Origin of the sequence: Streptosporangium sp. NPDC049376 (genome assembly GCF_044466505.1) — a bacterium.
In the GTDB taxonomy this organism is placed as follows: Bacteria; Actinomycetota; Actinomycetes; order Streptosporangiales; family Streptosporangiaceae; genus Streptosporangium.
In genome coordinates this window covers 1-23,997 of sequence record NZ_JBITMT010000028.1, presented here as the reverse complement: position 1 = coordinate 23,997, position 23,997 = coordinate 1, and the positions used below count along the sequence as shown (strand labels likewise).

Sequence of the window (23,997 nt, the reverse complement as noted above, 5' to 3'; positions counted from 1 at the left end):
GAGGACGACCGCTACGTCCTGCGAGCCGAACCGCCGGGATCACCGTCTCCGACGGCGTCCTGACCATCCACGCCGAGCGGCGGGACGAGCACGAGGACCGCGTCTCCGCTGAGCGGACGGGTCATCTCCTGGTCGATGATCCGCTGGGTCCACTCGAAGTACGGCTTGCGCCACACGTCCTCGCGATCCAGGAACAGGCACTGGTGGTGATCCGTGCTCACTGGGCTGGGAACGCTCAGACGACGGTGAGGCCGTGTGCCCGGAACTGCGCGTGGACGCGTTCCAGCAGTTCGGGACCGGGTGGCCGCACACCGGGCAGCGGGTAGGGCAGGCCGAGGCGACGGTACTTGGCCTCGGCCATGCGGTGGAAGGGCAGGACGTCGACGTGCTCGACGTTGCTCAGCCCGGCGACGAAGCGCGCCAGCTCCTCGACGGCGGCCGGATCGTCGGTGAGGCCGGGTACGAGGACGAAGCGCACCCAGGTGGGGCGACCGAGTTCGGCCAGGCGGCGGGCGAATCGCAGGGTCGGCTCCAGCGGGCGGCCCGTCAGGCGGCGGTAGGCGGCGGGGTCGGCCGACTTGATATCGAGCAGCACCAGGTCGGTGTCGGCGAGCATCGCGTCGCTCGCACGGCCGCCGAGGAAGCCGGAGGTGTCCAGGGCGGTGTGCAGGCCGTCGGCGCGGCAGCGGCGCAGCAGTTCGGCGGTGAAGGCGGGCTGCAGCAGTGGTTCGCCGCCGCTGACGGTGATGCCTCCGCCGGCCACGGAGACGAACCGCCGGTACTTGCCGATCTCGGCCATGACCTCCTCGACCGTGACCCGGTGCCCGTCGCGCATCCGCCAGGTCTCGGGGTTGTGGCAGTACAGGCAGCGCATCGGGCAGCCGCAGGTGAACACCACGAACCGGGTGCCGGGGCCGTCCACGCCGATGGACAGGTCCCAGGAGTCGATGACGCCGGTGCCCGGCTCCGGCAGCGCCGGGCACAGTTCGGCGTCGGCCTGCCGGAGCACGGCCGCCCGAGGGTTCTCGCCGGTGTCCACAGTGCCCCTCACAGCGATCCGTGGAAGGTGCGGTTGATCACGTCGAGTTGCTGCTCGCGGGTGAGCCGGACGAAGTTGACGGCGTAGCCGGAGACCCGGATGGTCAGCTGCGGATACCGGTCGGGACGATCCATGGCGTCCAGCAGGACCGCCCGGGTCAGGACGTTGACGTTCATGTGGAACCCGGCCGCGTCCATGTAGCCGTCCAGCACGCCCACCAGGTTCGTCACCCGGTCGGTGGGGGTGCGGCCCAGCCCCTCGGGGGTGACGGTGACGGTGAGGGAGACGCCGTCTAGCGCCTGGTCGTAGGGGAGTTTGGCCACCGACAGCGCCGAGGCGACCAGTCCGTGACGGTCGCGGCCGTTCATCGGGTTGGCACCTGGGGCGAACGGCTCGCCGGAGCGGCGGCCGTCGGGGGTGTTGCCGGTGTGGCGGCCGTAGACGACGTTGGAGGTGATGGTGAGCACCGACTGGGTGTGCTCGGCGCCGCGGTAGGCGGGGTGGCGGCGGACCTTGGCCATGAAGGAGCGCACCAGGCCGGCGGCGATTGCGTCGGCGCGGTCGTCGTTGTTGCCGTAGGCCGGGTAGTCGCCCTCGACGGCGTAGTCGACGGCCAGCCCCGTGGCGTCGCGGATCGCCCGCACCCGGGCGTGCTTGATGGCCGACAGGCTGTCGGCGGCGACCGACAGCCCGGCGATGCCGCAGGCCAGCGTCCGCTTGACGGGGTGGTCGTGCAGGGCCATCTCAAGGCGCTCGTAGGCGTACTTGTCGTGCATGTAGTGGATGATGTTGAGCGCGTTGACGTAGGTGGCGGCCAGCCAGTCCATCATCCGGTCGAAAGCCGCGGTGACCTGCTCGTAGTGGAGGACGTCGCCGGTCACGGGCGGGCAGGCCGGGCCGACCTGTTCACCGGTCATCTCGTCGCGTCCGCCGTTGATCGCGTACAGCAGGGCCTTGGCCAGGTTGACGCGGGCGCCGAAGAACTGCATCTGCCGTCCCACCGGCGCCGCCGACACGCAGCAGGCGATCGCGGCGTCGTCGCCGAAGCGTGGGCGCAGCAGCTCGTCGCTCTCGTACTGGATCGAGCTGGTCTCGATCGACAGAGCGGCGCAGAAGCGCTTGAACGGCGCGGGCAGGGCCGGTGACCACAGCACGGTGAGGTTGGGCTCGGGCGCGGGCCCGAGGTTGCGCAACGTCTGCAGGTAACGGTAGGAGGTGCGGGTTACCAGGGTCCGCCCGTCCCGGCCCATGCCGCCGATGGACTCGGTCACCCAGGTCGGGTCCCCGGAGAACAGCTGGTCGTACTCGGGGGTACGCAGGAAACGCACGATGCGCAGCTTGATCACGAAGTCGTCGATCAGCTCCTGGGCCCGCGTCTCGGTCAACGTCCCCTCGGCGAGGTCGCGTTCCAGGTAGACGTCGAGGAAGGTGGAGGTACGGCCCAGCGACATGGCCGCGCCGTTCTGTTCCTTGACCGCGGCCAGATAGCCGAAGTACAGCCACTGGACCGCCTGGTGTGCGGTGGCGGCGGGGCCGGAGACGTCGTGACCGTAGAAGGAGGCCATTCGCTTCAGCTCCTCCAGCGCGCGCAGCTGCTCGGCCAGCTCCTCCCGGTCACGGATCACCTCGTCGCCGGCGAAGGAGCCTTCCAGCGAGCGCAGTTCCTCCTGCTTGGCTTCGATCAGCCGGTCGACGCCGTAGAGCGCGACCCGGCGGTAGTCGCCGATGATGCGGCCCCGGCCGTAGGAGTCGGGCAGGCCGGTGATGATCCCGGCCCGGCGGGCTCGCCGGATCTCGGGGGTGTAGGCGTCGAACACGCCGTCGTTGTGCGTCTTGCGGTGTCTGGTGAAGGTCTCCCGTATGCGCGGGTCCAGCGTGTGACCGTAGGCGGCCAGGCCGGCCTCGACCATGCGCAGCCCTCCGGCGGGCATGATGGCCCGCTTCAGCGGCGCGTCGGTCTGCAGCCCGACGATCAGCTCACGCTCCCGGTCGATGTATCCCGCCGGGTGCGAGGTGATCGAGGAGGGGGTGGCGGTGTCCACGTCGAGGATCCCGCGCCGCCGCTCCTCGGGAAACAGCGCCGACACCTTCGCCCACACCGCCCGGGTGCGTTCGGTCGGTCCGGCCAGGAATCCCTCGTCGCCCTCGTAGGGGGTGCGGTTGGCCTGGACGAAGTCGCGCACGTTCACCCGCTCCCGCCAGGCGGCGCCCCGGAATCCGCGCCAGGCCGTCAGCGTCGCGTCCTGCCGTTCGGTCAGCGTGCTCGTCATGGGAGACCCCTTCACCTCTGTTGTCTGGTTCCACTGTCGCCGGGGGCGGGCGTCGCCTCATCGGGCGGAGGTCATCGGCGCTCAGGACCAAGGTCCCCACCACGGACGCGTCCTTGCCGCCATGGGCGGTGGGGGTCACCGGTCCTGGGCGCCGGGGTGTCGTCCTCGTCCCACTTCAGCTCGTCGATCACGTCGAGTACACCGTTCGTCATGGTCGCCATGTGTGCCGTGGTCCGCGCGTCGCCGCGTCGTTTCACCCGTCCGGTCAGCCTCACGATCCCTCGATCCACCGACAGCGAGATCGTGGAGGCGTCCTGGCGTGGGTAGCGGCCCAGGACGTCTTCCTGGATCTCCCGGGCGATGTCGGCGTCCGGCCGGATGAGGATCTTTAGCAGGTCACGACGGCTGACGATGCCGATGAGCCTGCCCCGCCGATCGACGACCGGCAGACGTTTGATCCCGTTGGCGTCCATCAGCCTCGTGGCGTAGGCGGTGGCCTGCTGCGGTTCGACCGTGACGGCGGGAGAGGTCATCACATCGGCGGCGGTGTTCTCGTGTGTCCTTTCACCGTTCTCCCCGAGGCCGATCGGATGAGATGGCCGGGCTCGCGACGCCGGCCTGCGTTCCTCGTGGTGGTAGCGGTCCTTGAGCTCCTGCTTCAGCAGCAGGTCGGCCTCGGAGACGACGCCGATGACGTGGCCGTCGGCGTCCAGTACGGGAACCGCGCTGACGCCGTGGGAGACGAGCGCCTCGGCGACGTCCTTGCACGAGGTGTCACCGCTGACCGACACCACCGTGCGGGTCATCACGTCGCCGACGTTCACGCGCATCGCTTCCTCCTGGGGGTGGGGTTCTCGACGGGGGTTCGCATACCGGGTCGCTCGACACGGGTGAGCCTCACGCTGACGGTGAGGATCCCCTTGGCATACGTCGCCTTGACGTCCTTGGCGTCGGCTGCGGGGGGCAGCGCGATGGAACGGGAGAACCTGCCGTAGCGGAACTCGGTGCGGTGGCCGTTCCGGCCCTTGCGGCGGCGTTCGGCGCGGACGGTGAGTACACCGCCGGTGAGGGTGATCTTCAGGTCCTTGCCCGGATCGATGCCCGGCAGCTCGGCGCGCAGTACGTAGCGGTCGTCCTCGACGTAGTCCTCAAGCCGGATCGGCTGTCCTGCCGTGGGCCACGGCTCCGCCAACGGTGAGCCCGGCCGGCCGAAGATCTCAGGGAAGAGTCCCGTGGAACCCCCGCGCACCAGCGTGTTCATCTTCTTCACCTTCCGTGGGTGCCTTCACCTGAATCCCATCCCCGGGCGGCGCGGGGAAGTAGGGGCCGAAGTCCTCGTCGGAAGGACTTTCGGCAGAGGCCACCACCGGCCCGGAACGGCCCGGACACGGTCACCGGCCGGTTCGCCGGTGGGGTGAGGTGAGGGCCGAAGGTCCCTGCGGCTCAAGCCATACGGCACTGCACACCGGACGTCGCAGCCGATGTGATGGGAAGCGACAAACCCCCCTGAAAGGAACGGTCATGGCCATCACCGCAGGACGCCGCGTTTCCCCTCTCGCTCCGCACAGCGCCGCCTCGTCCTCGGACGGCACGCACCGGGCCCGCTACGCCTGGGCCGCCGCCCGTATCGCGCTGGGGTGGGTCTTCCTGTGGGCGTTCCTGGACAAGACCTTCGGCTGGGGCTTCGCCACCCCGGCCGCCAAGGCCTGGGTCGCCGGTGGCAGCCCCACCACCGGCTTCCTCAAGGGCACCGGAGAGAACGCCCTTGGCGGCCTGTTCTCCGCCCTGGCCGGACAGGCCTGGGTCGACTGGCTGTTCATGCTCGGCCTGCTCGGCGTCGGCACCGCCCTGCTCCTGGGTGCCGGCATCCGCATCGCCGCCGCCGCCGGCACCCTGATGCTGCTGATGATGTGGGCCGCCGAACTGCCCCTGACCACCAACCCGTTCATGGACGACCACCTGATCTACTCGATCATCCTGATCGGGCTGGCTTTGGCGGGCGCGGGCGACACCTGGGGCGTCGGCGCCTGGTGGAGCCGCACCCCGCTGGTCCGCGCCTACCCGGTGCTCAGGTAGATGCCTGCTCGCAGCCCCAACCCGCATCCCCGGCGCCCGCCCTCTTGAGGGTGGGCGCTGTCATGTTTTGATGCCAGACTTCGGAACATGTCGATCGGTGAGTCTCGTTCGGTGTTCCCGCACATGCGGCTGGACGAACTGTTGTCGGAGCTTCAGACGCGGCTGGAGGCGGTGCTGGCCACGCGTGACCGCGTGCACGCGCTGCTGGACGCCGTCGTCTCGGTCGGCAGCGACTTGGACCTGGAGACCGTGCTGCGTCGGATCGTGGAGACCGCGACCACCCTGGTGGACGCCAGCTACGGAGCCCTGGGTGTAGTCGGAATGGAGAACACCCTGGTGCAGTTCGTCCCGGTCGGGCTGAGCGAGGAGGAGATCGCCCAGATCGAGCATTGGCCGCACGGCCTGGGCCTGCTCGGCCTGCTCATCAAGGAACCGCAGCCGTTGCGGATGGCCCGCATCTCCGACCATCCGGAGTCCTACGGGTTCCCGCCCGGCCATCCTCCGATGGGCTCCTTCCTCGGGGTTCCGATCCGGGTCCGCGATGAGGTGTTCGGCAACCTCTACCTCACCGAGAAACGCGGCGGTGCCGAGTTCGACGAAGAAGACGAGGCGATCGTCATCGCGCTCGCCACGGCCGCAGGCGTGGCGATCGAGAACGCACGCCTGTACGAGCAGACCCGCCGCAGGGAGACCTGGCTGGCGGCTTCCTCCGAGGTCACCACGAGCCTGCTGTCAGGCGCCGATCCACAGGAGGTCCTCACCCTGGTGGCGCAACGGGCCAGACAGATGATCGACGCCGACATCGTGGCGATTCTCCTGCCCGACGAGGCGAAGGAGAACCTCGATCTGGTGGTCGTGGACGGAGGGGACTCCGGACGACTCGCCCGTTCCCGGGTTCCCGTCGCCGGTTCGCTGGCGGGTCGAGCCTTCGTGAACGGCGACCCCTTCGCCATCAGCGATCCGGCGGGGACGGACGTCGCGACGATCTTCGAGGGGGTTGTGCCGATCGGATCTGCCGGTGCCGTGCCACTCGGTGCGGGCGCGGCGGTACGAGGCGTGCTGTCATTGGTCAGGCGTGTGGGCCGGATGCCGTTCGGCCAGGCGGAGCTGCGCCTGCTGCACGCCTTCGCGGGGCAGGCGGCGATCGCCCTGGAGTTGGCCGAGGCTCGGCAGGACGCCGAACGCCTGGGCCTGCTGGAGGATCGGGACCGAATCGCCAAGGATCTGCACGATGTGATCATTCAGCGGTTGTTCGCGGTCGCGATGACCTTGATGAGTACGGTGCGGCTGGTGGAGCGGCCCGAGGCGTCCGGCCGCCTGCAGGGCGCGATCGACGAGCTGGACGAGACCATCCGGCAGATCCGCTCCACTATCTTCGCGTTGCAGACGCCACGCCAGGCCGACGTTCCCAGTTTGCGTGCGCGCGTCGTCACTCTGGTGGAAGGGGCGCGTGATCGCCTCGGCTTCATGCCCGCCCTGCGGATGGAGGGCCACCTGGACAGTGAGGTGCCCGAGCCGGTGGCCGAGCATCTGCTGGCGGTCCTGCGGGAGGCGCTTTCCAATCTGGTCAGGCACGCCGAAGCGACCAGGGCCGAGGTGTCGGCGCAGGTCGTCGGCGGTCACATCACCCTGGCGGTGACCGACAACGGGGTCGGGCTGCCCTCCGGCGGCCGCCGCAGCGGCCTGCGCAACCTTGAGGAGCGGGCCGCGCAACTCGGAGGCTCCTTCACCGCCGAATCTCTCCCCGAGGGCGGAACCCGGCTGCTGTGGAGTGTGCCGCTGGGCTAACGGCGGATCGCCACCCGAAGATCCGCTCGGCGCCCACCACGATGAAGTGGTCCTCACCGTCGATGGAGCATGTCGCCTCGGGAAGCCGAGCCGGCCCGCTGATCGGTCACCCTCCCTCCGCTCGGCCCGATGCCGTCCTCGGCCGCGGCGGATCAGGGAGCCTGCTGGGACGGTACTCGATCAAGAGCGAGAGGGGGACTTTCGTCCCGCGGATCAGGGCCCAATCGCTCCGGTGCTCTCGGCGGGGGTTCGTGACCATGAAGGTGACCGCGTTTTCGAGCTGTTCGCGAACTCCTGACCGCGAGACACCCGAGGTGATCCGTATGAGCGACCCTGTCACGACCGAGCACGACCCGGCCGTCGCCGAGGAGATCGACGCCCTGGTGGGCGACGCGCTCAAGGCACTGGACGAGTACGCCGCCCTCACCCAGGAGCAGGTCGACCACATCGTGAAGAAGGCCTCGGTCGCCGCGCTGGACCAGCACGCCGCCCTCGCCGAACTGGCGGTCCAGGAAACCGGCCGCGGTCTCTTCGAGGACAAGGCGGTCAAGAACATCTTCGCCTGCGAGCACGTCGCCCACAGCATGGCCCACCTGAAGACCGTGGGTGTCATCTCACGGGACGAGGTCAGCGGGATGGTGGAGATCGCCGACCCGGTCGGCGTCGTCTGCGCGATCACCCCGGTCACCAACCCCACCTCCACCACGATCTTCAAAGCGCTCATCGCGCTGAAGACCCGCAACCCCGTCGTGTTCGCCTTCCACCCCGCGGCCCAGCGCTGCAGCGCCGAGGCGGCCCGTGTGGTGAGAGAGGCGGCGGTGGCCGCGGGGGCGCCCGAACACTGCGTTCAGTGGATCGAGACGCCCTCTCTGGAGGCGACGACCGCGCTGATGCACCACGACGGGGTCGCCACGATCCTGGCGACCGGCGGCAACGGCATGGTGCGAGCGGCCTACTCGGCGGGAAAACCCGCGCTCGGCGTGGGCGCAGGAAACGTTCCGGCCTACATCGAGCGGTCGGCCGACCTGCGCCGGGCCGCCCACGACATCGTGCTGTCGAAGTCGTTCGACAACGGCATGATCTGCGCCTCCGAGCAGGCCGTGATCATCGACGGCGAGGTCTACGAGGAGACGCTCGCCGCGTTCACCGCCCTGCACGCCCACCGAGTCGGCCAGGAGGACAAGCGCAGGCTGGAGGAGTTCCTCTTCGGCACGGCGGCGCATGGCGAGGCGTGCTCGAAGGCCAGGATCAACCCGGACGCCGTGGGACGCCCGGCACACTGGATCGCCGCTCAGGCGGGCTTCACCGTGCCCGAGGGCACCTCCGTCCTCCTTGCCGAGGTGGCAGCGGTCGGCCCGGAGGAGCCGCTGACCCGGGAGAAGCTCTGCCCGGTGCTGGCCGTACTGCGCTCCGGCAGCAGGCAGGAGGGCATCGTCCTGGCCGAGCGGATGGTGGAGTTCGGAGGTCTCGGGCACAGCGCCGTGGTCCACACCGGCGACGCGGGGCTCGCCGAGGAGTTCGGCAGCCGGGTCAAGGCGGTGCGGATCATCTGGAACGCCCCGGCCTCCCAGGGCGGGATCGGCGACATCTACAACGGCTTCATCCCCTCTCTGACCCTGGGCTGCGGCAGCTACGGCCGCACCTCGGTCTCCCACAACGTCTCGGCGGCCGACCTGCTCAACATCAAGCGGATCGGGCGGCGCACCAACAACCTGCAGTGGTTCAAGGTACCCGCGAAGATCTACTTCGAGCCGAACGCGATCCGTTATCTGATCGACATGCCCGAGGTGCGCCGGGTGAGCGTGGTGACCGACGCGACGATGACCCGCCTGGGATACGTGGATCGGATCATCACGGTGCTCGGCCGCCGCCCGGAGCGCGTGGCCCTGCAGGTCATCGACGACGTCGAACCCGAGCCGAGCATCACCACCGTACGGCGCGGCGCCGAGCTGATGCGCTCCTTCCGCCCCGACACGATCATCGCCCTGGGCGGCGGGTCGGTGATGGACGCGGCCAAGGTGATGTGGCTGCTGTACGAGCATCCCGAGATGGACTTCGCCGACATGCGCGAGAAGTTCTTCGACATCCGCAAACGCGCCTTCACCTTTCCCCCACCGGGAGAGCTGGCCCGGCTGGTGTGCGTGCCGACCACCTCGGGCACCGGCGCCGAGGTGACCCCCTTCGCGGTCATCACCGACGCCGTCACCGGCAAGAAGTACCCGCTGGCCGACTACGCCCTGACCCCCAGCGTCGCCGTCGTCGATCCGCTCCTGACCGCCGACCTGCCGGCCGTGGTCACCGCCGACAGCGGCTTCGACGCCCTCACCCACGCCATCGAGGCGTACGTGTCGGTGTACGCCAGCGACTTCACCGACGGCCTCGCCCTGCACGCCATCAAGCTGATCTTCGCCAACCTGGAGCGGGCCGTACGGCACGGCGCCGCCGACCCGCAAGCCAGGGAGAAGATGCACAACGCCGCCACCATCGCCGGAATGGCCTTCGGCAACGCCTTCCTGGGCATCGTCCACGCCATGTCCCACACCTTGGGAGCCACCTTCCACGTGGCGCACGGCCGGACCAACGCGCTGCTGCTGCCGCACGTGATCCGCTACAACGGGGCCGTCCCTGCCAAGCTGTCGGGCTGGCCCAAGTACGAGCACTACCGGGCCCCCGAACGTTTCCAGGAGATCGCCCGGATGCTCGGCCTGCCCGCCGTCACCCCGGCCGAGGGCGTGCAGTCGCTGGCCGAGGCGGTCGAACGGCTTCGCGACGCCGCCGGGATCGAACGCTGCTTCGGCGACCTCGGCGTCGACGAGGCCGGGTTCATGGCCGCCCTGCCTCAGCAGGCCCGCAACGCCTACGAGGACCAGTGCGCTCCGGCCAACCCGCGCATGCCCGTGCTGGACGACATGCAGGCCCTGATGCGCGCCGCCTACCACGGCACCACCCGCTGACCCGGGACCGGGGGAGACCACAACACCTGAGGGGAACACATGAACGGCACACGGAAGCGCTGGAGCGACCTGTCGCAACGGCAGCAGACCGCGATCCTGGTCCTCGCCTCGATCGAGCTCTCCCTCACCGCCACGGCCGCCGCCGACCTGTGGTTCAGGCCCGCGGGCAAGGTCAGGGGCGCCAAGGCGCTGTGGTGGCCCGCCCTGCTCGTCCAACCTCTCGGCCCGGTGGCCTACCTGTTGCTCGGGCGCCGACCGGCTCCGTGAAGCCCATGACCACTGTCGGGCCGGCCCCTCCCGGGAGGCACGAGGAGAGGGGCGGCCCGCTCGGCGGTCAGATCACGACGTGACGGTAGCCGTACCAGGCTCCCATGACGGCCTTCGTGAACCTGCGCTGTGGCGGCTGCCGTACGGCGGCCGCTGCGCGGGCCGGAGCCTGGAGTGGGGGCGGCGCCCTGTGCGGGCCGCGGGTCACCGCCCGGTCGTCCGCCGCGCAAGTGTCGCAAGGTTCACCACCGTCGCCAGGGCGGTGACGACAGCGGCCACAATCAGCACCGTGCGCGTGATGAGCGCCCAGTCGACGGAAGGGTCGTCAAAAGCGAACGGAAAGACCTGCAGGACCCGGATCGACATGGCAAGCCCGATCACCGTGTTGATCAGCTCACCGACGTATCTCATCCACTTCGGGTCATAGGCCAGATAGACGACGTTGGCTACGAATCCCGTGACCAACGAGAGATTGACCAGCCACAGCACCTGCCGGACGTCCTCGGTGAGGAACGGTACGGCCCGCCAGCCCGGCTGGACGTTGACGGCGTACAACAGCGCCATGCCGATAACGGTGGCGACTGTGTAGCCGACCCGGCGTGCGGCGATGGTCGGCCGACCTGCCGGCATGGTGGTACCCATCTTGGCCTCCAGCGGCTTACGAGGATTCCGCCTTCGGTGGTCACGTTATGGCCGGTGAGCCGAACGGAGCAGAGGCAAAGGTCCGACCGGCGTGGGCCCAAGGTCTGGCGACCGAAAGGAGTGGGGCGGCGTTGCACGCCTCCCCACGCCCTACCACCATGCGGCTTCTCATCCCGATTGGCGTGAGCCCGACGCCGGGTTGTACCGGCAGATAGCAAAAGCCTGTCCGATGACCGCCAGCGCATCGCCCACGATCCGGTCCTCGCTCCGAGCCCGGAGTTCGACAACAACACCGGCGACATAGGCCAAGTCCTCGCCGGTCCGGCGAAAGAGAGAGGTCGGAGCGGCTCGAAGGGGCGCCGGTGCCGCCGATCGCCTGACACTGACGCCGACGCGGCCCGTGCTGCTCGTCTTGGCGTCGACCGCCGCCTCCGGCGGTTCCCGCAGCAGGGCGTGCGCGTGGCCGAGTAGCAGGGCACTAGGTGTTTTCCTCGCCTGGCTCGTCGCGTTCAACCTCGATGGACCACTCCGCGGCCAACGCGGCCAGCGCGCCCACCGCGGTCACTACAGGAGCGGCGATGAACGCCACCACCCCGACGGTGACCGGTATCTCCAGCACGGTGTGCCCGTGAGCGTTCTTCACGATGATCCGGCAGATGTTGCCCTCGTGGATGAACTCTTTGATCTTCTCGGCGAGTTCGGCTCCACGAACCCGTACTTCTTCCTTCGTAACGGTCATCTCATGACCTCCCTGTCTCCCCGGGTTGTCTGCCTGGCACCCAGCATGGCCGCTAGGGCACCTTGGCGACGGAGACCAAGGTCCCGGCTGCGGTCGCCGATGGTCCCGCCGTGCGAACCGACCCACCGACCGGCCCCCGCCAAGATCGAAAGCCCCCGGTGGTACGCGCCCTATGGCTCTGCCCGGTCCCTCGGCGGCGGATCGTAGAAGGCCGAGGTGAGGAGGCGACATGTCCGCGGTGATCGCCGATGGACTACGCAAGCAGTACGGACCGGTACGTGCGCTCGACGGGGTGAGCTTCACCGTCGCCGAAGGCGAGGTGTTCGCCCTGCTGAGGCCGAACGGCGCCGGCAAAACCACCGCGGTGGAGGTTCTGGAGGGCCACCGGGGCCGAGACGGCGAACGGTCTCGGTGCTCGGCTTCGACCCGGCCACCGGTGGGTGCGCCTACCGTGAGCGCAGCAGCGTGCTGTCGTTCCGGCTGCCCGAGGACGTGGCGCTGGTGCGCGACGCCGGAGCGGTGCAACTGGTCGGCATCGGACTGCTGCTGTCGCCGGCCTTCGTCTCGGACGTCTTCATCGTCGGCGGGTCGCTGCCCAGCGCGCTGGAGACGGCCGAAGACCTGTTCCCGCTCAAGCACGTGTCGCACGCGCTGCCGGCCGCGCTGGATCCAGCGGACCGGCTGATCCGGCGGTCGTGGCCGCCTGGATGCTGGCCGTCGCCGTCGTGAACGGCCGGCGTACGAGAGAAGGGGCGCCAGGACGACCGGGCGGACACGAGGAGGGAGATCATGACCGGTTTCCAGCAGGTGATCGAGCGGGCAGACCCCGTGGATCTGACGGATGCTGGCGGTGGGGCCGGACGGACAGGTTCCGCAGCAACTGGGCGCCCCCGGTGCCGACGGCGAGTGCGGGGTTCGACCCGGTGGCCGCGAGGCGACTGTCGGCCGAGTGGATCGGTTCGATTCCCCGGTTGCGGCAGCGTCTGTCAAAGTGCCGCCGGGACGCGGGCGCCCGGGGTGGTCGGATGGCTGGCCATACTCGCCGGGCCGGTGGATCGGACGGTTGCGCCGTCACCTTCGGTGCTCCCCGTCGGCCGCCTCCACTGCGCGCGCTCGCCGCCGACGCGCTTCGCAGGCGGCTGAGGGCGCTGTTCCGGCTGCCGCTTTCTAGCGCGCCGCGTGGGGGCGATGTCGGTCGGGGGCGGGCCTCATCCGGCACTGGCTGCTCACTGCTCCAGCCGACCGGGCCACGGCTCCGGGTGGAAGTGGTCCGTACGGATCTGGCCGAGATGTGGGCGGCGGCTCACCGGTTCGGCGGGACCGTCAACGACGCCCTGCTGTTCTCGATCACCGATGCGCTGCGCGCGCTGCTGGCTCACCGTGAGGAATTCGCCGATTCTCTCACCGTGGGAATCACGGTGGCGGACCGCGACGTCGTCCTCGTCGCCGGCCCCGACCGCCTGCCCGGCTTCGCCGTCCTGGTGACCGCCTTGCGGGCCGAACTCGCCGCCCTGACGGCAGAAGGTCGACCGGCCCGCCGGATGATCGTCTGCCTCGCGATGCGGGTCGGGCGAGGTCATCCCGCGCTCACCGTCCCAACGCTCCCGCAGCGGGAACGGCCGGCAGCGGTCCTGACGGATCGGGCCCGGACAGCGGAACCGGCGGTGGCCGGCTCGCGTGGGCTGAGCGAGATCCGCGAGTCGCCTCCCGGCGACCACGGGCTCCACCGTTACGGCTCCCGCCCTGCTTCCATCACAGGGCGGAGCCGTCCGGGACCGCTACCGGTCCGTTCACGCGGGGGAGCCGTCCTCGTCCCATCGGATCTCGTCGACGACATCGACCACACCGTTGACCCGCAGCGCCATGTGCGCGGTGAGCTGTGCCTCACTGCGCTGTTCCATCCGGCCGGTCAGAGTCACCACGCCCCGGTGCACCAAGACCTTCACCTGGGAGGTGTCGGTCCACACAGAGCGGTCCAGAATGTCTCTCCGGATCTCCTCGGTGATCGCCGCGTCCGAGCGGAGGAAGACCTTGAGCAGGTCCTGGCGGCTGACGATGCCCTGCAGGACCCCGTTCTCGTCGACGACCGGCAGACGTTTGACGCCGTGCTCGTCCATCAGGCGTATCGCGTACACGATCGCGGACTGGGGGCGGACGGTGACGGCGGGGGAGGTCATCAGCTCGGCGGCGGTGTCACCGTGCGCCTTGGCCCTGCCCCGGTCCTGCTCCTGGGCGAGCCGGTGGCGCAGCCGGGCGCGCAGCGGTGGCTGGTAGCCCTCGCGGTAGTACTGCTCCTTGAACTCCTCCTTATGCAGTAGGTCCGCCTCGGAGACGACACCGATGACGTGGTTTCCGGCGTCGACGACCGGGACCGCGCTGACACCGTGGGCGATGAGCACCTCGGCGACGTCCTTGAACGGGGTGGCGCCGTCGACGGACGTCACCTCGCGGGTCATGATCTCGCTGACCTTCACGCGCATCGTGTCCTCCTTGGGGAGTGGGGGTTCCTTGTCCATCTCACTGCGCTTCCGGTCATGCGGGCAGGGCCGGAAGTCCTGCGTCGCCGGGATGTCGCGTCACCCCGGCGGGTCCTTGGTCTCTGCGGCGCCCGGTTGCCGATCCGGACGACGAGATCAGAGTCCGTCGCCGGAAGGGACCACCATGGAGACCGGCTGTCAACGGTCCGCGACGCTCGCCCAACCGGATGATCCAGAGCAGGCAGACGATGTGGCGGGCGCCGGCCGCGCCGCAGGAGAGGGGAGGTCACAGCTCGAAGACCAGCCGGGCCGGGACGGTGCTGTCGAGGACCTCGGTGAAGGAGGAGTTGATCTCCTCCAGCTTGCGGGTCTCGTAGATCACCCTGGTTCGCCCGGCGGCGTGCAACCGGAAGACCTCGGCCAGGTCACCGCGGGTACCGACGATGGAGCCGATCACACTGATGCCCCCCAGGACGGTCTCGAAGATCGGCAGCTTCATCGCGTTGTCCTTGGGCAGGGAGACCAGCACCAGGCGGCCGCCGCGTCGCAGGCAGGCATGGGCCTGCTCCAGTACGCGCGGGCTGGCGGCGAGCACGATCGCCACGTCGGCCCCGCCGAGGGCCTTGATCTCGGCGACCGGGTCACCGGTGGCGGCGTTGACGGTGTGGGCGGCGCCCAGCTCCTCGGCGAGCCGAAGCTTGTCGGCGGTGATGTCGACGGCGATGGTCTCGGCGCCGAAGATCTGCGCGTACTGCTGGGCGAGATGGCCCAGGCCGCCGATGCCGAAGATCGCGGCGCGCTCGGCCGGGCGTAGGCCGGATACCTTGACGGCCTTGTAGGTCGTGACGCCCGCGCAGGTCAGCGGGGCGGCTTCGGCGGGAGAGAGGCCGTCGGGGACCGGGACGACGTAGTCGGCGTGGGCGACGGCGTACTCGGCGTGGCCGCCGTCGAAGGCGTAGCCGGTGTTCTTCTGGGACTCGCACAGGGTCTCACGGCCGCTGACGCAGTACTCGCAGGTGCCGCAGGCGTAACCCAGCCACGGGATGGCGACGCGCTCGCCGACGGCGCGGCCGGTCACCGCGGAGCCGATCTCCTCGATGACGCCGACGCCCTCGTGCCCGGGAGTGAAGGGCAGCGCCGGCTTGACCGGCCAGTCACCGTGGGCGGCGTGGATGTCGGTGTGGCACAGGCCGCTGGCCTCGATGCGGACCAGAACCTGGTGGGGGCCGGGTTCGGGGACGGGGATCTCCTGGATCTCCAGAGACTTACCGAAGGCGGTGACGACGGCGGCGCGCATTTTCATGGTTTCGGTCCTCCTGGATGACTGCCTCCAGACTGTTGCCCGAGGCGGTTCGGAGGCAGAGGCGAAGGTCCTGGCCGCAGTGGACATCGGGCCCGTGCCCGCGAACAAGGAGCCTGGACGGGGCCCCGCAGACCACCGCGCTGGTCGTCGGGAACGTCGTGGGCACCGGCTGTCCGGTCTGACCGAGACCGGCGTTCCTGAGGTGCGCGCGAGCACATCCTCGACGGCGGCGTCGACGAGCGGTGGTCCGTTCCGATGCCCGTTGGCGGGGCCGCAGCCGCCCGGCACCGGAAAGGCCGCCAGCGCGCCTGACCCGGCAGGCCGGGTACACCAGCCCCACCCGTCCGTCGTTCACCAGCAGCAGGAACTGCCGGGGCGGGGAGATCCCAACCCGACGGCCGCTCGTGCTGCGGGCGTCCGGTCACACCGTCATGACGCGGTGGAACAGGCGCTTGGTCATCTCGTTGGCGGTGACGTACACGGCGGTGAGCGCGGCCAGTACGGCCAGCACGCTCCAGGGGAGCGGCACCAGGCCCAGCACCGCGGCGGCCGGAGTGTAGGGCAGGGCCACGGTGAGGGCCGCCACCAGGAGACTGGTCGACAACAGCGCGGGGGAGGGGCGGCTGCGGAAGAACGGGCGGGCGGTGCGCAGCACGAGCATGACGGCCAGTTCGGTGGCGGTGGACTCCACGAACCAGCCGGTGCGGAACAGGTCGGTGCCGGCGTTCAGACCCACTCGCAGGATCAGGAACGTGGCGATGTCGAAAACGGAGCTCAGCAGGCCGAATATGATCATGAAGGTGCGGATCCGGGCGACGTCCCAGGAGTGAGGCCGCCGGAGCTGTTCCGGATCGACCGTGTCGGTGGCGATGGTGGTGCCCGGGATGTCGGACAGGAAGTTCAGCAGCAGGATCTGACGGGGCAGTAGCGGGAGGAAGGGCAGGAAGACGGCCGCCGCAGCCATGCTGAGCATGTTGCCGAAGTTGGCGCTGACGGTCACCCGGATGTATTTGAGGGTGTTGACCAGGGTGCGTCTGCCCAGCCGTATTCCGTCGGCGATGACCTTGAGGTCCTTGTCCAGCAGCACGATGGCGGCTGACTGCTTGGCCACGTCGACCGCCGTGTCCACCGAGATCCCGATGTCGGCGGTGTGCAGCGCCGGGGCGTCGTTGATGCCGTCACCCAGGAAGGCGACAGTGGCGCCCGAGGCGCGCAGCGCGGTCACCAGGCGCTGTTTGCGCCGGGGGTCCACCTCGGCGAAGACCTGGACGTTCGTCACGCGTTCGGCCAGTTGCCGGTCGGTGAGAGGGTCGATGTCGGCTGCGGTGAGCACGGGGCCGTCCAGCCCCACCTGGCGGGCGATCTGTCCGGCGGCCAGGCGGTTGTCGCCGGTGATCAGCCGGACGGAGACGCCGAGCGCGGCCAGGTCGCCGATGGCCTCGGCGGCGCCGGGCTTGACCGGGTCGTGAAAGGCCAGCAGCCCGGCCAGAGTCATGTCGCGCTCGTCGTCGGCGGTGACCGCCGATCGCCCGGGCAGCTCGGCGGTGCACGCCCCCAGAACCCGGAAGCCTGCGGCGCTGAGTTCGGCGAAACGCTGTTCCACCTGCCCGCGCACCGTCTCCAGCGCGACGACACGATCGCCGACGCGGGCGGTGGCGCACACCTGGAGCACCGATTCCAGCGCGCCCTTGGTCACCAGGGTCGGCACTCCGGTGTGCTCGGCCAGCACCGACAGGCGCTTGCGCTGGAAGTCGTACGGCACCTCGTCCAGGCGCCCGCCCGCATCCAGCGGCGGCGCGCCTGCCATGATCGCCTGGTCCAGCGGGTTGACGAATCCGTGCTGCAGTCCGGCGTTGAGCCGGGCCAGTGCCAATACCCGCGCGCTGGGCGCCCCCTGGAGGTCGAGAGCGGCGTCCAGGCCGACCACACCCGCGGTGAGGGTTCCGGTCTTGTCGGTGCACAAGACACTCATGGCACCGAAGTCCTCGATCGCGTCCAGCCGTTTGACGATGACCTTCTCGGCGGCCATGCGCCGGGCGCCCGCTGAGAGGCTGACGGCGACGATCGCGGGCAGCAACTGCGGGGTGAGCCCCACCGCCAGGGCCAGCGAGAACAGCAGCGACTCCACGAACGGCCGGTGAAGCACCAGGTTGACGATGAAGATGGCGGTGACCAGCACGGTCATCGCCCGCACCAGCAACATGCCGAACGCGGTCATGCCGCGCTCGAACCCGGTGGCCACCTGGCGGTCCGTCAGCCGCGCGCTGACCGCGGCCAGTTCGGTGTCCCGGCCGGTGCGCTCGACGTGTGCCAGGCCGCTGCCGCTGGCCACATGGGTTCCGGCGTACAGCGTCGCCCCGTCCGTCTTGTCCGCAGGGAAGGACTCGCCGGTCAGCGCCGCCTCGTTCACCAGCAGGCTGTGTGAATCACGTACGGTGCAGTCGGCCGGCACGATGTCCCCGGCACGCAGCACTACCAGGTCCCCGGCCACGATCTCCTCGGTGGGGACGGACTGCTCCCTGCCGTCCCTGATCACCTCGGTGTGGAGACGGATCTGATGCAGCAGCGCCTGGACCGCGTTGCCGGCTGAGCGTTCCTGCCAAAAGCCCAGCGCGCCGCTGGCCGCGACGATCACCATGATGATGAGCCCGTCGGCGAGGTCACCCAGCACCATCGACAGCACCGTCGCCGCGATCAGGATCAGCACGATCGGGCTGGTGAACTGGGCCGCCAGCAGGCGCAGCCCTCGGTGCCCCTGTCCGGCCGCCACCCGGTTGGGGCCGTTGGCGGCCAAGAGCCGTTCGGCCTGCTCACTGCTCAGGCCCTCGGCCCCTATGGTCGATGTCACCTGGCGATTGTCTTACCGCAGGCAGTGGGCTGTAGGGCCGAAATCCTCTCCCCGGCAGAGCAGTCGGGCATCGGATCGGTGAGGAACCAGGCCCTGTTCTGAGTCCTGTGTTCTGTATCGAACGTGTGATGAAGAGCTCACGGCCCCGCTTGAGGCGGCGGGGGTCGCAGAGCGGCACCATGTGACCGAAATATGAGAAAGCGTTAGCTCCTCGGCTCCGGCATTTGATGGTCATCTTGAGGTGATCACCCCGCCTCACAGAGGAGCCCTTTGGTGAAAATCCACACGCTGCATGCCGTGGCAGCGCTCGCGCTCGCCTTCGGAGTCGGCGCTCTGCCCGGTGCCGCGTCGGCGACTGCCGCCGACACCGTCACAACGTCCACCGCCGAGGCCCGTTCCTCTGCGTCCCTGCCACCGGACTGGTACCGCCAGGGCCCCTTTCCCTCCCAGGACGCCTGCTGGACGACCCGGCGGGAGGGCGCCGACCGCGGCGACCACACCTCGGCGAGCGGCTGCTACCACTACGACGGCGGCCAGGGCTGGCCGGCGGGCTGGTACTTCGACGTGTACCTCCCGTGACCCTCGGCCCAGCACAAACCGGTCCCGCTATCCGGACCATGTGTCCGGAATATGGAAAGCTGTGAACTCCCCACCCTCATCGATCGGTGGTCCTCTGAAGGTGCCTTTCCACCCAACCGAGGAGCCGCCATGAAGATCCGCCGATTACCTGCCGCGCTACTCGCGGCGGCACTGGGCACAGCCGTTCTGGTCGGCGCCGGGTCCGCGTCCGCGTCCGTCGGCTACCAGACCGGAGCCTCAGCCGAGAGCCGTGCCTTCTCCGCCTTCGCTCCGCTGCCGCCGAACTGGTACTGGTCCAGCCGCTACGAGACCTCGGAAGCTTGCTGGGCCGGGTACAGGGACGCCGCCGAGAACGGCGACTTCACCGGGCTCGGAGGCTGCCGGTGGGACTCCGGCGACCGATACCGCCAGGCGGGCTATTACTTCCTCAAGTACATCCCCTGATCCCTGACGGGCGCGCCCCGGCCACCTGTGCGGGGCGCGCCCTCCTTTCGACCCTTGGCCGCCCGCCCTCAAGCGAGCCCTTGCCCGAGAGCAGGGGTTTCCACCGTTCGGGCGCCTCCGATCATCCGGCTGGGGACGGCGGATCACCGCAGCGGGTCGGCCGCGGCGGAACCGTCGGGCGGGCGACACCGGCTCTCTCCGCCTCCCAGCGGTCGAGAAGCCTGGGGAACTCCCGTGCCATGAACGCGTACATGTCGCGCATGAGTTCCAGCCGGGCACGGGCCGCGGGATGGCCGCCCACCGCGCCGAGCCCTTGCTCGGCCAGTTCGGCGAAGGCGGTGAACTCGGTCATCTTCGCCCGGAACGCGCGTCCGAAGACGTCCTCGGTCAGCCGGTGGTGGTCCCGCCGTGCTCGCGGTGGGCGGTAGCGCTCGATGAGCCCGCCGTGTTCCAGCTGACGCAGGGCCACGCTCATGCTGCTCTTGGCGACGCCGAGTCGCTCGCACAGCCCCGGGGCGTCGAGGCCCTCACCGGTGTCGGCCAGCAGGCACCCGATCACGCGGCCGGACGTGCGGCTGAGTCCCAGCCGTTCGAAGTACAGCCCGGCGCTCTCCACGAACTCCTCGACGGTCCCCATACGATCATTCTATGCTGTTCGGAACGTTCCGAACAAAGAGGACTTTTGTATGCCTCACCCTGAACCACTCACGATCGCCGTCACGGGAGCCAACGCCGGAATCGGCCTGCGAGCCGCACGCCGACTGGCCACGCAGGGACACCGTGTCCTGGCCCTGTGCCGCGACCCGCACCGCGGCCGGACCGCCCTGGAGACGATCAACGCCTCCGCGGCCCACCCCGCCACCCTCGTCGTGGCCGACCTCTCCGATCCGGTCTCCATCGGCGCGGCGGCCGACCGGATCTCCCGTGAGAACGACCGTCTCGACGTCCTGATCAACAACGCCGCGGTGTTCGACCAGACGATGCGCCGACCGGCCTTCACCGCATCCGGCCACGAGCTGTTCTGGGCGACCAATCATCTGGGGCCCTTCCTGCTCACCGCGCTCCTGAGCCCGCTGCTGGCCGCCGCCCCCCGCCCCCGGGTGATCAACGTCGCGAGCAAGGGACTGGTCACCATGCCGCGTATCGCCATCCGCTTCGACCACCTCGACGATCCCGCCTGGTACACCCCGACCAAGGCGTACTACCACGCCAAGCTGGCCCAGATCATGACCGGTTACACGCTGGCCCTGCGCACCCGCGGCGTTCTGGACGTCGCCTGCGTCCGCGTGCCCGCCGTACGGCTCGATGCCGGCCGCATCGCGGCCCTGCCCTGGGCCCTGCGCGCGCTGTACGCACCCAAGAACCGGTTCGCGGTCCCGGCGGAACGGCTGGGTGAGACCTACGCGACCCTGGCCACCCGCACCACCACCTGGCAGGAGCACGCCGACCCCGCGGCGCGGGGCAGAGCGGCGCTGCGCGGCGTCTACCTGGACGAGAACCTTCGGCCGGTCGACGCCCCCGCCTTCGCCTACGACGCCGACGCCCGCGAGCGGCTGTGGGAGGTGTCCGGCGACGCCACCGGCGACCCGTCCTGGGCCTGGTGAGGCCGCTTCACCTCGGCCTTCGGGAGCCCACCCGTCGCGACGCCGTACCCGTGGCTTGGAGGTTCGTGGCTGCTGTTACGGTTGGGCACGGTGTGCCGGGAAGTCTGGTCGGCGAGGACGTATCCCTTTGGGCACAGGCGGAGGCACGGGCCATGCGGCAGCCGATGAACACCAGGTGTTTTGCCGGACTCCGATCGGCGGAACGCTGATGGACACACTCCTGATCTCGTTCGCGGGTCTGCTGCTGCTGGCGGTGCTGCTGTCCAGCCTGGCCCGCCGGACGATCCTGTCGACGGCGGCGTTGTTCCTGGTCGGCGGGTTCGTGCTGGGCGACGGCGTGCTCGGGGTGATCTCCCTGAGACCCGGCGACGAGCTCGTCGGCACGCTGGCCGAGCTGGCGCTGTTCACGGTGCTGTTCACCGACGGCATGCGGGTCGGCTGGAAGGACCTGAGCGGCGCCTGGAAGCTGCCAGGCCGGGCGCTGGGCTGGGGACTGCCGCTGACGCTGGTGGTCACCGCCGTGGGCGCGCACTACCTGATCGGCTTGGGCTGGACCGAGTCACTGCTGATCGGCGCGATCCTTGCCCCCACCGACCCGGTCTTCGCCGCCGCGCTGGTCGGCAACGACAAGGTGCCGCCCCGGCTGCGGCAACTGCTCAACGTCGAGTCCGGCGTCAACGACGGGCTGGCGTTGCCGTTCGTGATGTTGTTCCTGGCGGTCGCCGCCGGGTCGAAGGACCTGCACCTGGGAGAACTGGGGCTGGAGCTCGGCGTCGGGGTGCTGATCGGGGTCGTCGTCCCGTGGCTGGCCATCAGGCTGGAACAGACCCGGTGGTTCTCCGCCTCCACCGCGTACGAGCCCCTCAACGCCCTGGCCATCGGCCTGCTGGTGCTGGCGCTGGGCAAGGCGACGCACGGCAACCTGTTCCTGGCCGCGTTCTGCGCGGGCATCACGGTGGCCACCTTCGGCGAGCGGCAGCGTGAGTCGTTCGAGCACTTCGGTGAGCTGATCGCGGAGGTGTTCAAGCTGGCGGCGCTGCTGGTGTTCGGCGCGCTGATCAGCTGGCCGCTACTGGGTTCGGTCGGCTGGCGCGGCTGGCTGTTCGCGATCCTGGCGCTGGTACTGGCCAGGCCGGTGGCCATCTGGATCTCCTTCCTGGGGGCACGGCTGACGCTGCGGGAACAGGCCGCGGTGGCGTGGTTCGGACCCAAGGGGTTCGCCTCGGTGGTCTACGGCCTGATCGTGCTCGGCTCCGGGATCGTCGCGGCACAGGAGGTCTTCCAGCTGGTCGCGGTGACGATCGTGCTGTCGATCCTGCTGCATTCGTCCACCGACGTGGTGGTCGCGCGCTGGTTCGACGAGGAACGCGACGTTCCCGCCTGGTACGGCGCCGCCCGGCGACTGCGCGACCGGGTACGGGGGGAGTCCGCCTCGTGAGAGGGCGCGGGCGGGTGCCGGCGGTGCTGGATCGTCTCCGGCATCCGGCTCAGGTGGTCGTGACCGGTTTCGGGAGCGCGGTGCTGGTGGGTACCGCCCTGCTCGCGCTTCCGTTCGCCACCGCCTCCGGGGAGTCCGCCGGCTGGCTCACCGCGCTGTTCACCGCGACCTCCGCCGTGTGCGTCACCGGCCTGACGGTCGTTGACACGGTCTCGCACTGGTCGGTGTTCGGCGAGGTCGTCATCGCCGTGCTGATCCAGGTGGGCGGCCTGGGCATCATGACCCTGGCCACCCTGTTCACCGTTCTCATCACCGGGCGGATCGGGCTGCGGGCCCGCCTGTTCGCCCAGGCCGAGACCAAGGCGCTCAACATGGCGGACGTACGGCGGGTGGTGCGCGACGTCGTACTGTTCAGCCTCGCCTGTGAGTCGCTCGCCGCGATCGTCCTCACGGCGCGGTTCGCGACCGGATACGGGGAGTCGTTCGGCCGCGCGCTCTACCTCGGGATCTTCCACGCGGTCTCGGCGTTCAACAACGCCGGGTTCGCCCTGTGGCCGGACAACCTCACCCGGTTCGTGGCGGACCCGTGGGTGTGCCTGACGATCGCGGCGGCGGTGATCGTGGGCGGGCTCGGGTTTCCGGTGGTGTTCGAACTGCTGCGCTCGTGGCGCCGTCCCGACCGCTGGTCGCTGCTGACCCGCATCACCCTGACGGTCACCGCGGTTCTGCTGGCGGCGGGCACCGTGGCCCTCACCGTCACCGAGTGGTCCAACCCGGCGACACTGGGGCCGCTCAGCGGTCCCGCCAAGGTGCTGGCCGGGTTCTTCGCCGCGGTGATGCCGCGCACAGCGGGCTTCAACAGCCTGGACATCGCGCAGATGTATCCCTCCAGCTGGCTGGTCACCGACTCGCTGATGCTCATCGGCGGCGGCAGCGCCGGGACCGCGGGCGGCATCAAGGTCACGACCTTCGGACTGCTGGCGTTCGTCGTCTGGGCCGAGATGCGAGGTGAGAGCCGGGTGAACATCGGCCATCGCCGTCTGCCCGAGTCAGCGCAGCGGCAGGCGGTCTCGCTCGTCGTGCTCGGCCTCTGCCTGATCGCCGTCTCCACCTACACGCTGCTCGTGCTGACCCCGCACAGCCTGGACCGGGTGCTGTTCGAGGTCATCTCGGCCTTCGGCACCGCCGGTCTGTCCACCGGAATCACGGCCGACGTCACGCCCGCCGGCCATCTGCTGCTCGTGCTGCTGATGTTCACGGGCCGGCTCGGGCCTCTCACCCTCGGTTCCGCGCTCGCCCTGAAGGAACGTACCCGCCGCTACGAACTCCCCGAGGAGCAGGTCATCGTTGGCTGACAGGAGAGACGACCCGGTGGTGGTGATCGGGCTGGGCAGGTTCGGCACCTCGCTCGCCCTTGAGCTCGTCCGCCAGGGTACGGAGGTGCTGGCGATCGACCACCGGCCCAAGGTCGTGCAGAGTCTCGCCGGGCGGATCCCGCACGTCGTCACCGCCGACTCCACCGATCCCCA

At 69.7% G+C, this 23,997-nt stretch carries 24 protein-coding genes and 1 pseudogene; 12 read left to right on the top strand and 13 right to left on the bottom strand.

The features are described 5' to 3' along the window. Nucleotides 1-11 precede the first annotated feature (11 nt). The 5 genes from ACIBVQ_RS37185 to ACIBVQ_RS37165 all read right to left on the bottom strand — a co-directional run bounded on the left by ACIBVQ_RS37185 (nucleotide 12) and on the right by ACIBVQ_RS37165 (nucleotide 4,570). Nucleotides 12-221, bottom strand: a complete 210-nt coding sequence (locus ACIBVQ_RS37185) for a hypothetical protein (protein ID WP_399183404.1) — start codon at nucleotides 219-221, stop codon at nucleotides 12-14. A gap of 14 nt (nucleotides 222-235) precedes the next feature. Then, complete coding sequence (gene pflA / locus ACIBVQ_RS37180; protein ID WP_399183402.1) at nucleotides 236-1,051, bottom strand: pyruvate formate-lyase-activating protein; 816 nt, start codon at nucleotides 1,049-1,051, stop codon at nucleotides 236-238. After that, nucleotides 1,048-3,309, bottom strand: coding sequence for a formate C-acetyltransferase (gene pflB / locus ACIBVQ_RS37175; RefSeq protein ID WP_399183400.1), 2,262 nt, complete (start codon nucleotides 3,307-3,309; stop codon nucleotides 1,048-1,050). The genes pflA and pflB overlap by 4 nt, the downstream gene beginning before the upstream one ends. 71 nt (nucleotides 3,310-3,380) lie before the next feature. After that, entirely contained in the window at nucleotides 3,381-4,139 is a 759-nt protein-coding gene (locus ACIBVQ_RS37170) for a CBS domain-containing protein (protein ID WP_399183397.1), read from the bottom strand. Continuing rightward, nucleotides 4,130-4,570 (bottom strand): Hsp20/alpha crystallin family protein, encoded by a 441-nt coding sequence (locus ACIBVQ_RS37165; RefSeq protein ID WP_399183395.1) that lies wholly within the window; start codon nucleotides 4,568-4,570, stop codon nucleotides 4,130-4,132. The genes ACIBVQ_RS37170 and ACIBVQ_RS37165 overlap by 10 nt, the downstream gene beginning before the upstream one ends. A gap of 260 nt (nucleotides 4,571-4,830) precedes the next feature. Between ACIBVQ_RS37165 and ACIBVQ_RS37160 the strand changes: the two genes are divergently transcribed. The 4 genes from ACIBVQ_RS37160 (at nucleotide 4,831) to ACIBVQ_RS37145 (ending at nucleotide 10,394) form a co-directional block, all read left to right on the top strand. Next, nucleotides 4,831-5,385 carry a hypothetical protein gene (locus ACIBVQ_RS37160; protein ID WP_352016287.1) on the top strand — a complete coding sequence of 185 codons (555 nt, stop codon included), beginning with the start codon at nucleotides 4,831-4,833 and terminating at the stop codon, nucleotides 5,383-5,385. 87 nt (nucleotides 5,386-5,472) lie between these two features. Beyond that, the gene (locus ACIBVQ_RS37155) at nucleotides 5,473-7,173 is read left to right on the top strand and encodes a GAF domain-containing protein (protein ID WP_399183393.1); all 1,701 of its coding nucleotides are present in this window, start codon (nucleotides 5,473-5,475) and stop codon (nucleotides 7,171-7,173) included. Between the two features lie 323 nt (nucleotides 7,174-7,496). Continuing rightward, complete coding sequence (adhE, locus tag ACIBVQ_RS37150; RefSeq protein WP_399183391.1) at nucleotides 7,497-10,127, top strand: bifunctional acetaldehyde-CoA/alcohol dehydrogenase; 2,631 nt, start codon at nucleotides 7,497-7,499, stop codon at nucleotides 10,125-10,127. 39 nt (nucleotides 10,128-10,166) lie between these two features. Next, on the top strand, nucleotides 10,167-10,394 hold the full coding sequence (locus ACIBVQ_RS37145; protein WP_399183389.1) for a PLDc N-terminal domain-containing protein: 228 nt from the start codon (nucleotides 10,167-10,169) through the stop codon (nucleotides 10,392-10,394). Nucleotides 10,395-10,461: 67 nt separating this feature from the next. On the opposite strand, the gene ACIBVQ_RS37140 is transcribed toward ACIBVQ_RS37145, so the two are convergent. The 3 genes from ACIBVQ_RS37140 to ACIBVQ_RS37130 all read right to left on the bottom strand — a co-directional run bounded on the left by ACIBVQ_RS37140 (nucleotide 10,462) and on the right by ACIBVQ_RS37130 (nucleotide 11,775). Next, the gene (locus ACIBVQ_RS37140) at nucleotides 10,462-10,602 is read right to left on the bottom strand and encodes a hypothetical protein (protein WP_399183387.1); all 141 of its coding nucleotides are present in this window, start codon (nucleotides 10,600-10,602) and stop codon (nucleotides 10,462-10,464) included. Beyond that, the gene (locus ACIBVQ_RS37135; protein ID WP_399183385.1) at nucleotides 10,599-11,036 is read right to left on the bottom strand and encodes a hypothetical protein; all 438 of its coding nucleotides are present in this window, start codon (nucleotides 11,034-11,036) and stop codon (nucleotides 10,599-10,601) included. Before ACIBVQ_RS37135 ends, ACIBVQ_RS37140 begins: the two co-directional genes overlap by 4 nt. A 478-nt stretch (nucleotides 11,037-11,514) precedes the next feature. Further along, complete coding sequence (locus ACIBVQ_RS37130; protein ID WP_399183383.1) at nucleotides 11,515-11,775, bottom strand: DUF4342 domain-containing protein; 261 nt, start codon at nucleotides 11,773-11,775, stop codon at nucleotides 11,515-11,517. A 229-nt stretch (nucleotides 11,776-12,004) separates the two neighbouring features. Here ACIBVQ_RS37130 and ACIBVQ_RS37125 point away from each other — a divergent pair. Both ACIBVQ_RS37125 and ACIBVQ_RS37120 read left to right on the top strand, forming a co-directional pair. Continuing rightward, a pseudogene (locus ACIBVQ_RS37125) lies at nucleotides 12,005-12,115 on the top strand (ABC transporter ATP-binding protein); the annotation flags it as partial. Nucleotides 12,116-12,186: 71 nt separating this feature from the next. Beyond that, nucleotides 12,187-12,504: a hypothetical protein gene (locus tag ACIBVQ_RS37120; protein ID WP_399183452.1), complete on the top strand. Its 318-nt coding sequence runs from the start codon at nucleotides 12,187-12,189 to the stop codon at nucleotides 12,502-12,504. Nucleotides 12,505-13,001: 497 nt separating this feature from the next. Here ACIBVQ_RS37120 and ACIBVQ_RS37115 read toward each other — a convergent pair whose 3' ends face one another. From ACIBVQ_RS37115 to mgtA, 4 genes are all read right to left on the bottom strand, one after another. Next, complete coding sequence (locus ACIBVQ_RS37115) at nucleotides 13,002-13,355, bottom strand: hypothetical protein (protein ID WP_399183381.1); 354 nt, start codon at nucleotides 13,353-13,355, stop codon at nucleotides 13,002-13,004. A 210-nt stretch (nucleotides 13,356-13,565) separates the two neighbouring features. Then, on the bottom strand, nucleotides 13,566-14,255 hold the full coding sequence (locus ACIBVQ_RS37110; RefSeq protein WP_352016284.1) for a CBS domain-containing protein: 690 nt from the start codon (nucleotides 14,253-14,255) through the stop codon (nucleotides 13,566-13,568). Between the two features lie 283 nt (nucleotides 14,256-14,538). Then, entirely contained in the window at nucleotides 14,539-15,555 is a 1,017-nt protein-coding gene (locus tag ACIBVQ_RS37105; protein WP_362783522.1) for a zinc-dependent alcohol dehydrogenase, read from the bottom strand. A 421-nt stretch (nucleotides 15,556-15,976) separates the two neighbouring features. Further along, entirely contained in the window at nucleotides 15,977-18,403 is a 2,427-nt protein-coding gene (gene mgtA / locus ACIBVQ_RS37100) for a magnesium-translocating P-type ATPase (RefSeq protein WP_399183379.1), read from the bottom strand. 273 nt (nucleotides 18,404-18,676) lie between these two features. On the opposite strand from mgtA, the gene ACIBVQ_RS37095 reads away from it, so the two are divergent. Further along, nucleotides 18,677-18,982, top strand: coding sequence for a hypothetical protein (locus ACIBVQ_RS37095; RefSeq protein WP_399183377.1), 306 nt, complete (start codon nucleotides 18,677-18,679; stop codon nucleotides 18,980-18,982). A 129-nt stretch (nucleotides 18,983-19,111) separates the two neighbouring features. Further along, entirely contained in the window at nucleotides 19,112-19,426 is a 315-nt protein-coding gene (locus ACIBVQ_RS37090) for a hypothetical protein (protein WP_399183375.1), read from the top strand. A 121-nt stretch (nucleotides 19,427-19,547) separates the two neighbouring features. Here ACIBVQ_RS37090 and ACIBVQ_RS37085 read toward each other — a convergent pair whose 3' ends face one another. Further along, complete coding sequence (locus ACIBVQ_RS37085) at nucleotides 19,548-20,063, bottom strand: GbsR/MarR family transcriptional regulator (RefSeq protein ID WP_399183373.1); 516 nt, start codon at nucleotides 20,061-20,063, stop codon at nucleotides 19,548-19,550. A gap of 49 nt (nucleotides 20,064-20,112) precedes the next feature. Between ACIBVQ_RS37085 and ACIBVQ_RS37080 the strand changes: the two genes are divergently transcribed. The 4 genes from ACIBVQ_RS37080 to ACIBVQ_RS37065 all read left to right on the top strand — a co-directional run. Further along, nucleotides 20,113-21,030, top strand: a complete 918-nt coding sequence (locus ACIBVQ_RS37080) for an SDR family NAD(P)-dependent oxidoreductase (protein ID WP_399183371.1) — start codon at nucleotides 20,113-20,115, stop codon at nucleotides 21,028-21,030. Nucleotides 21,031-21,238: 208 nt separating this feature from the next. Continuing rightward, entirely contained in the window at nucleotides 21,239-22,468 is a 1,230-nt protein-coding gene (locus ACIBVQ_RS37075) for a cation:proton antiporter (RefSeq protein WP_399183369.1), read from the top strand. A 14-nt stretch (nucleotides 22,469-22,482) separates the two neighbouring features. Next, nucleotides 22,483-23,823, top strand: a complete 1,341-nt coding sequence (locus tag ACIBVQ_RS37070) for a TrkH family potassium uptake protein (RefSeq protein ID WP_399183450.1) — start codon at nucleotides 22,483-22,485, stop codon at nucleotides 23,821-23,823. Continuing rightward, nucleotides 23,816-23,997 (top strand): NAD-binding protein (locus ACIBVQ_RS37065; protein ID WP_362912137.1); only part of this gene is annotated, 182 nt, incomplete at its 3' end. The genes ACIBVQ_RS37070 and ACIBVQ_RS37065, both read left to right, overlap by 8 nt.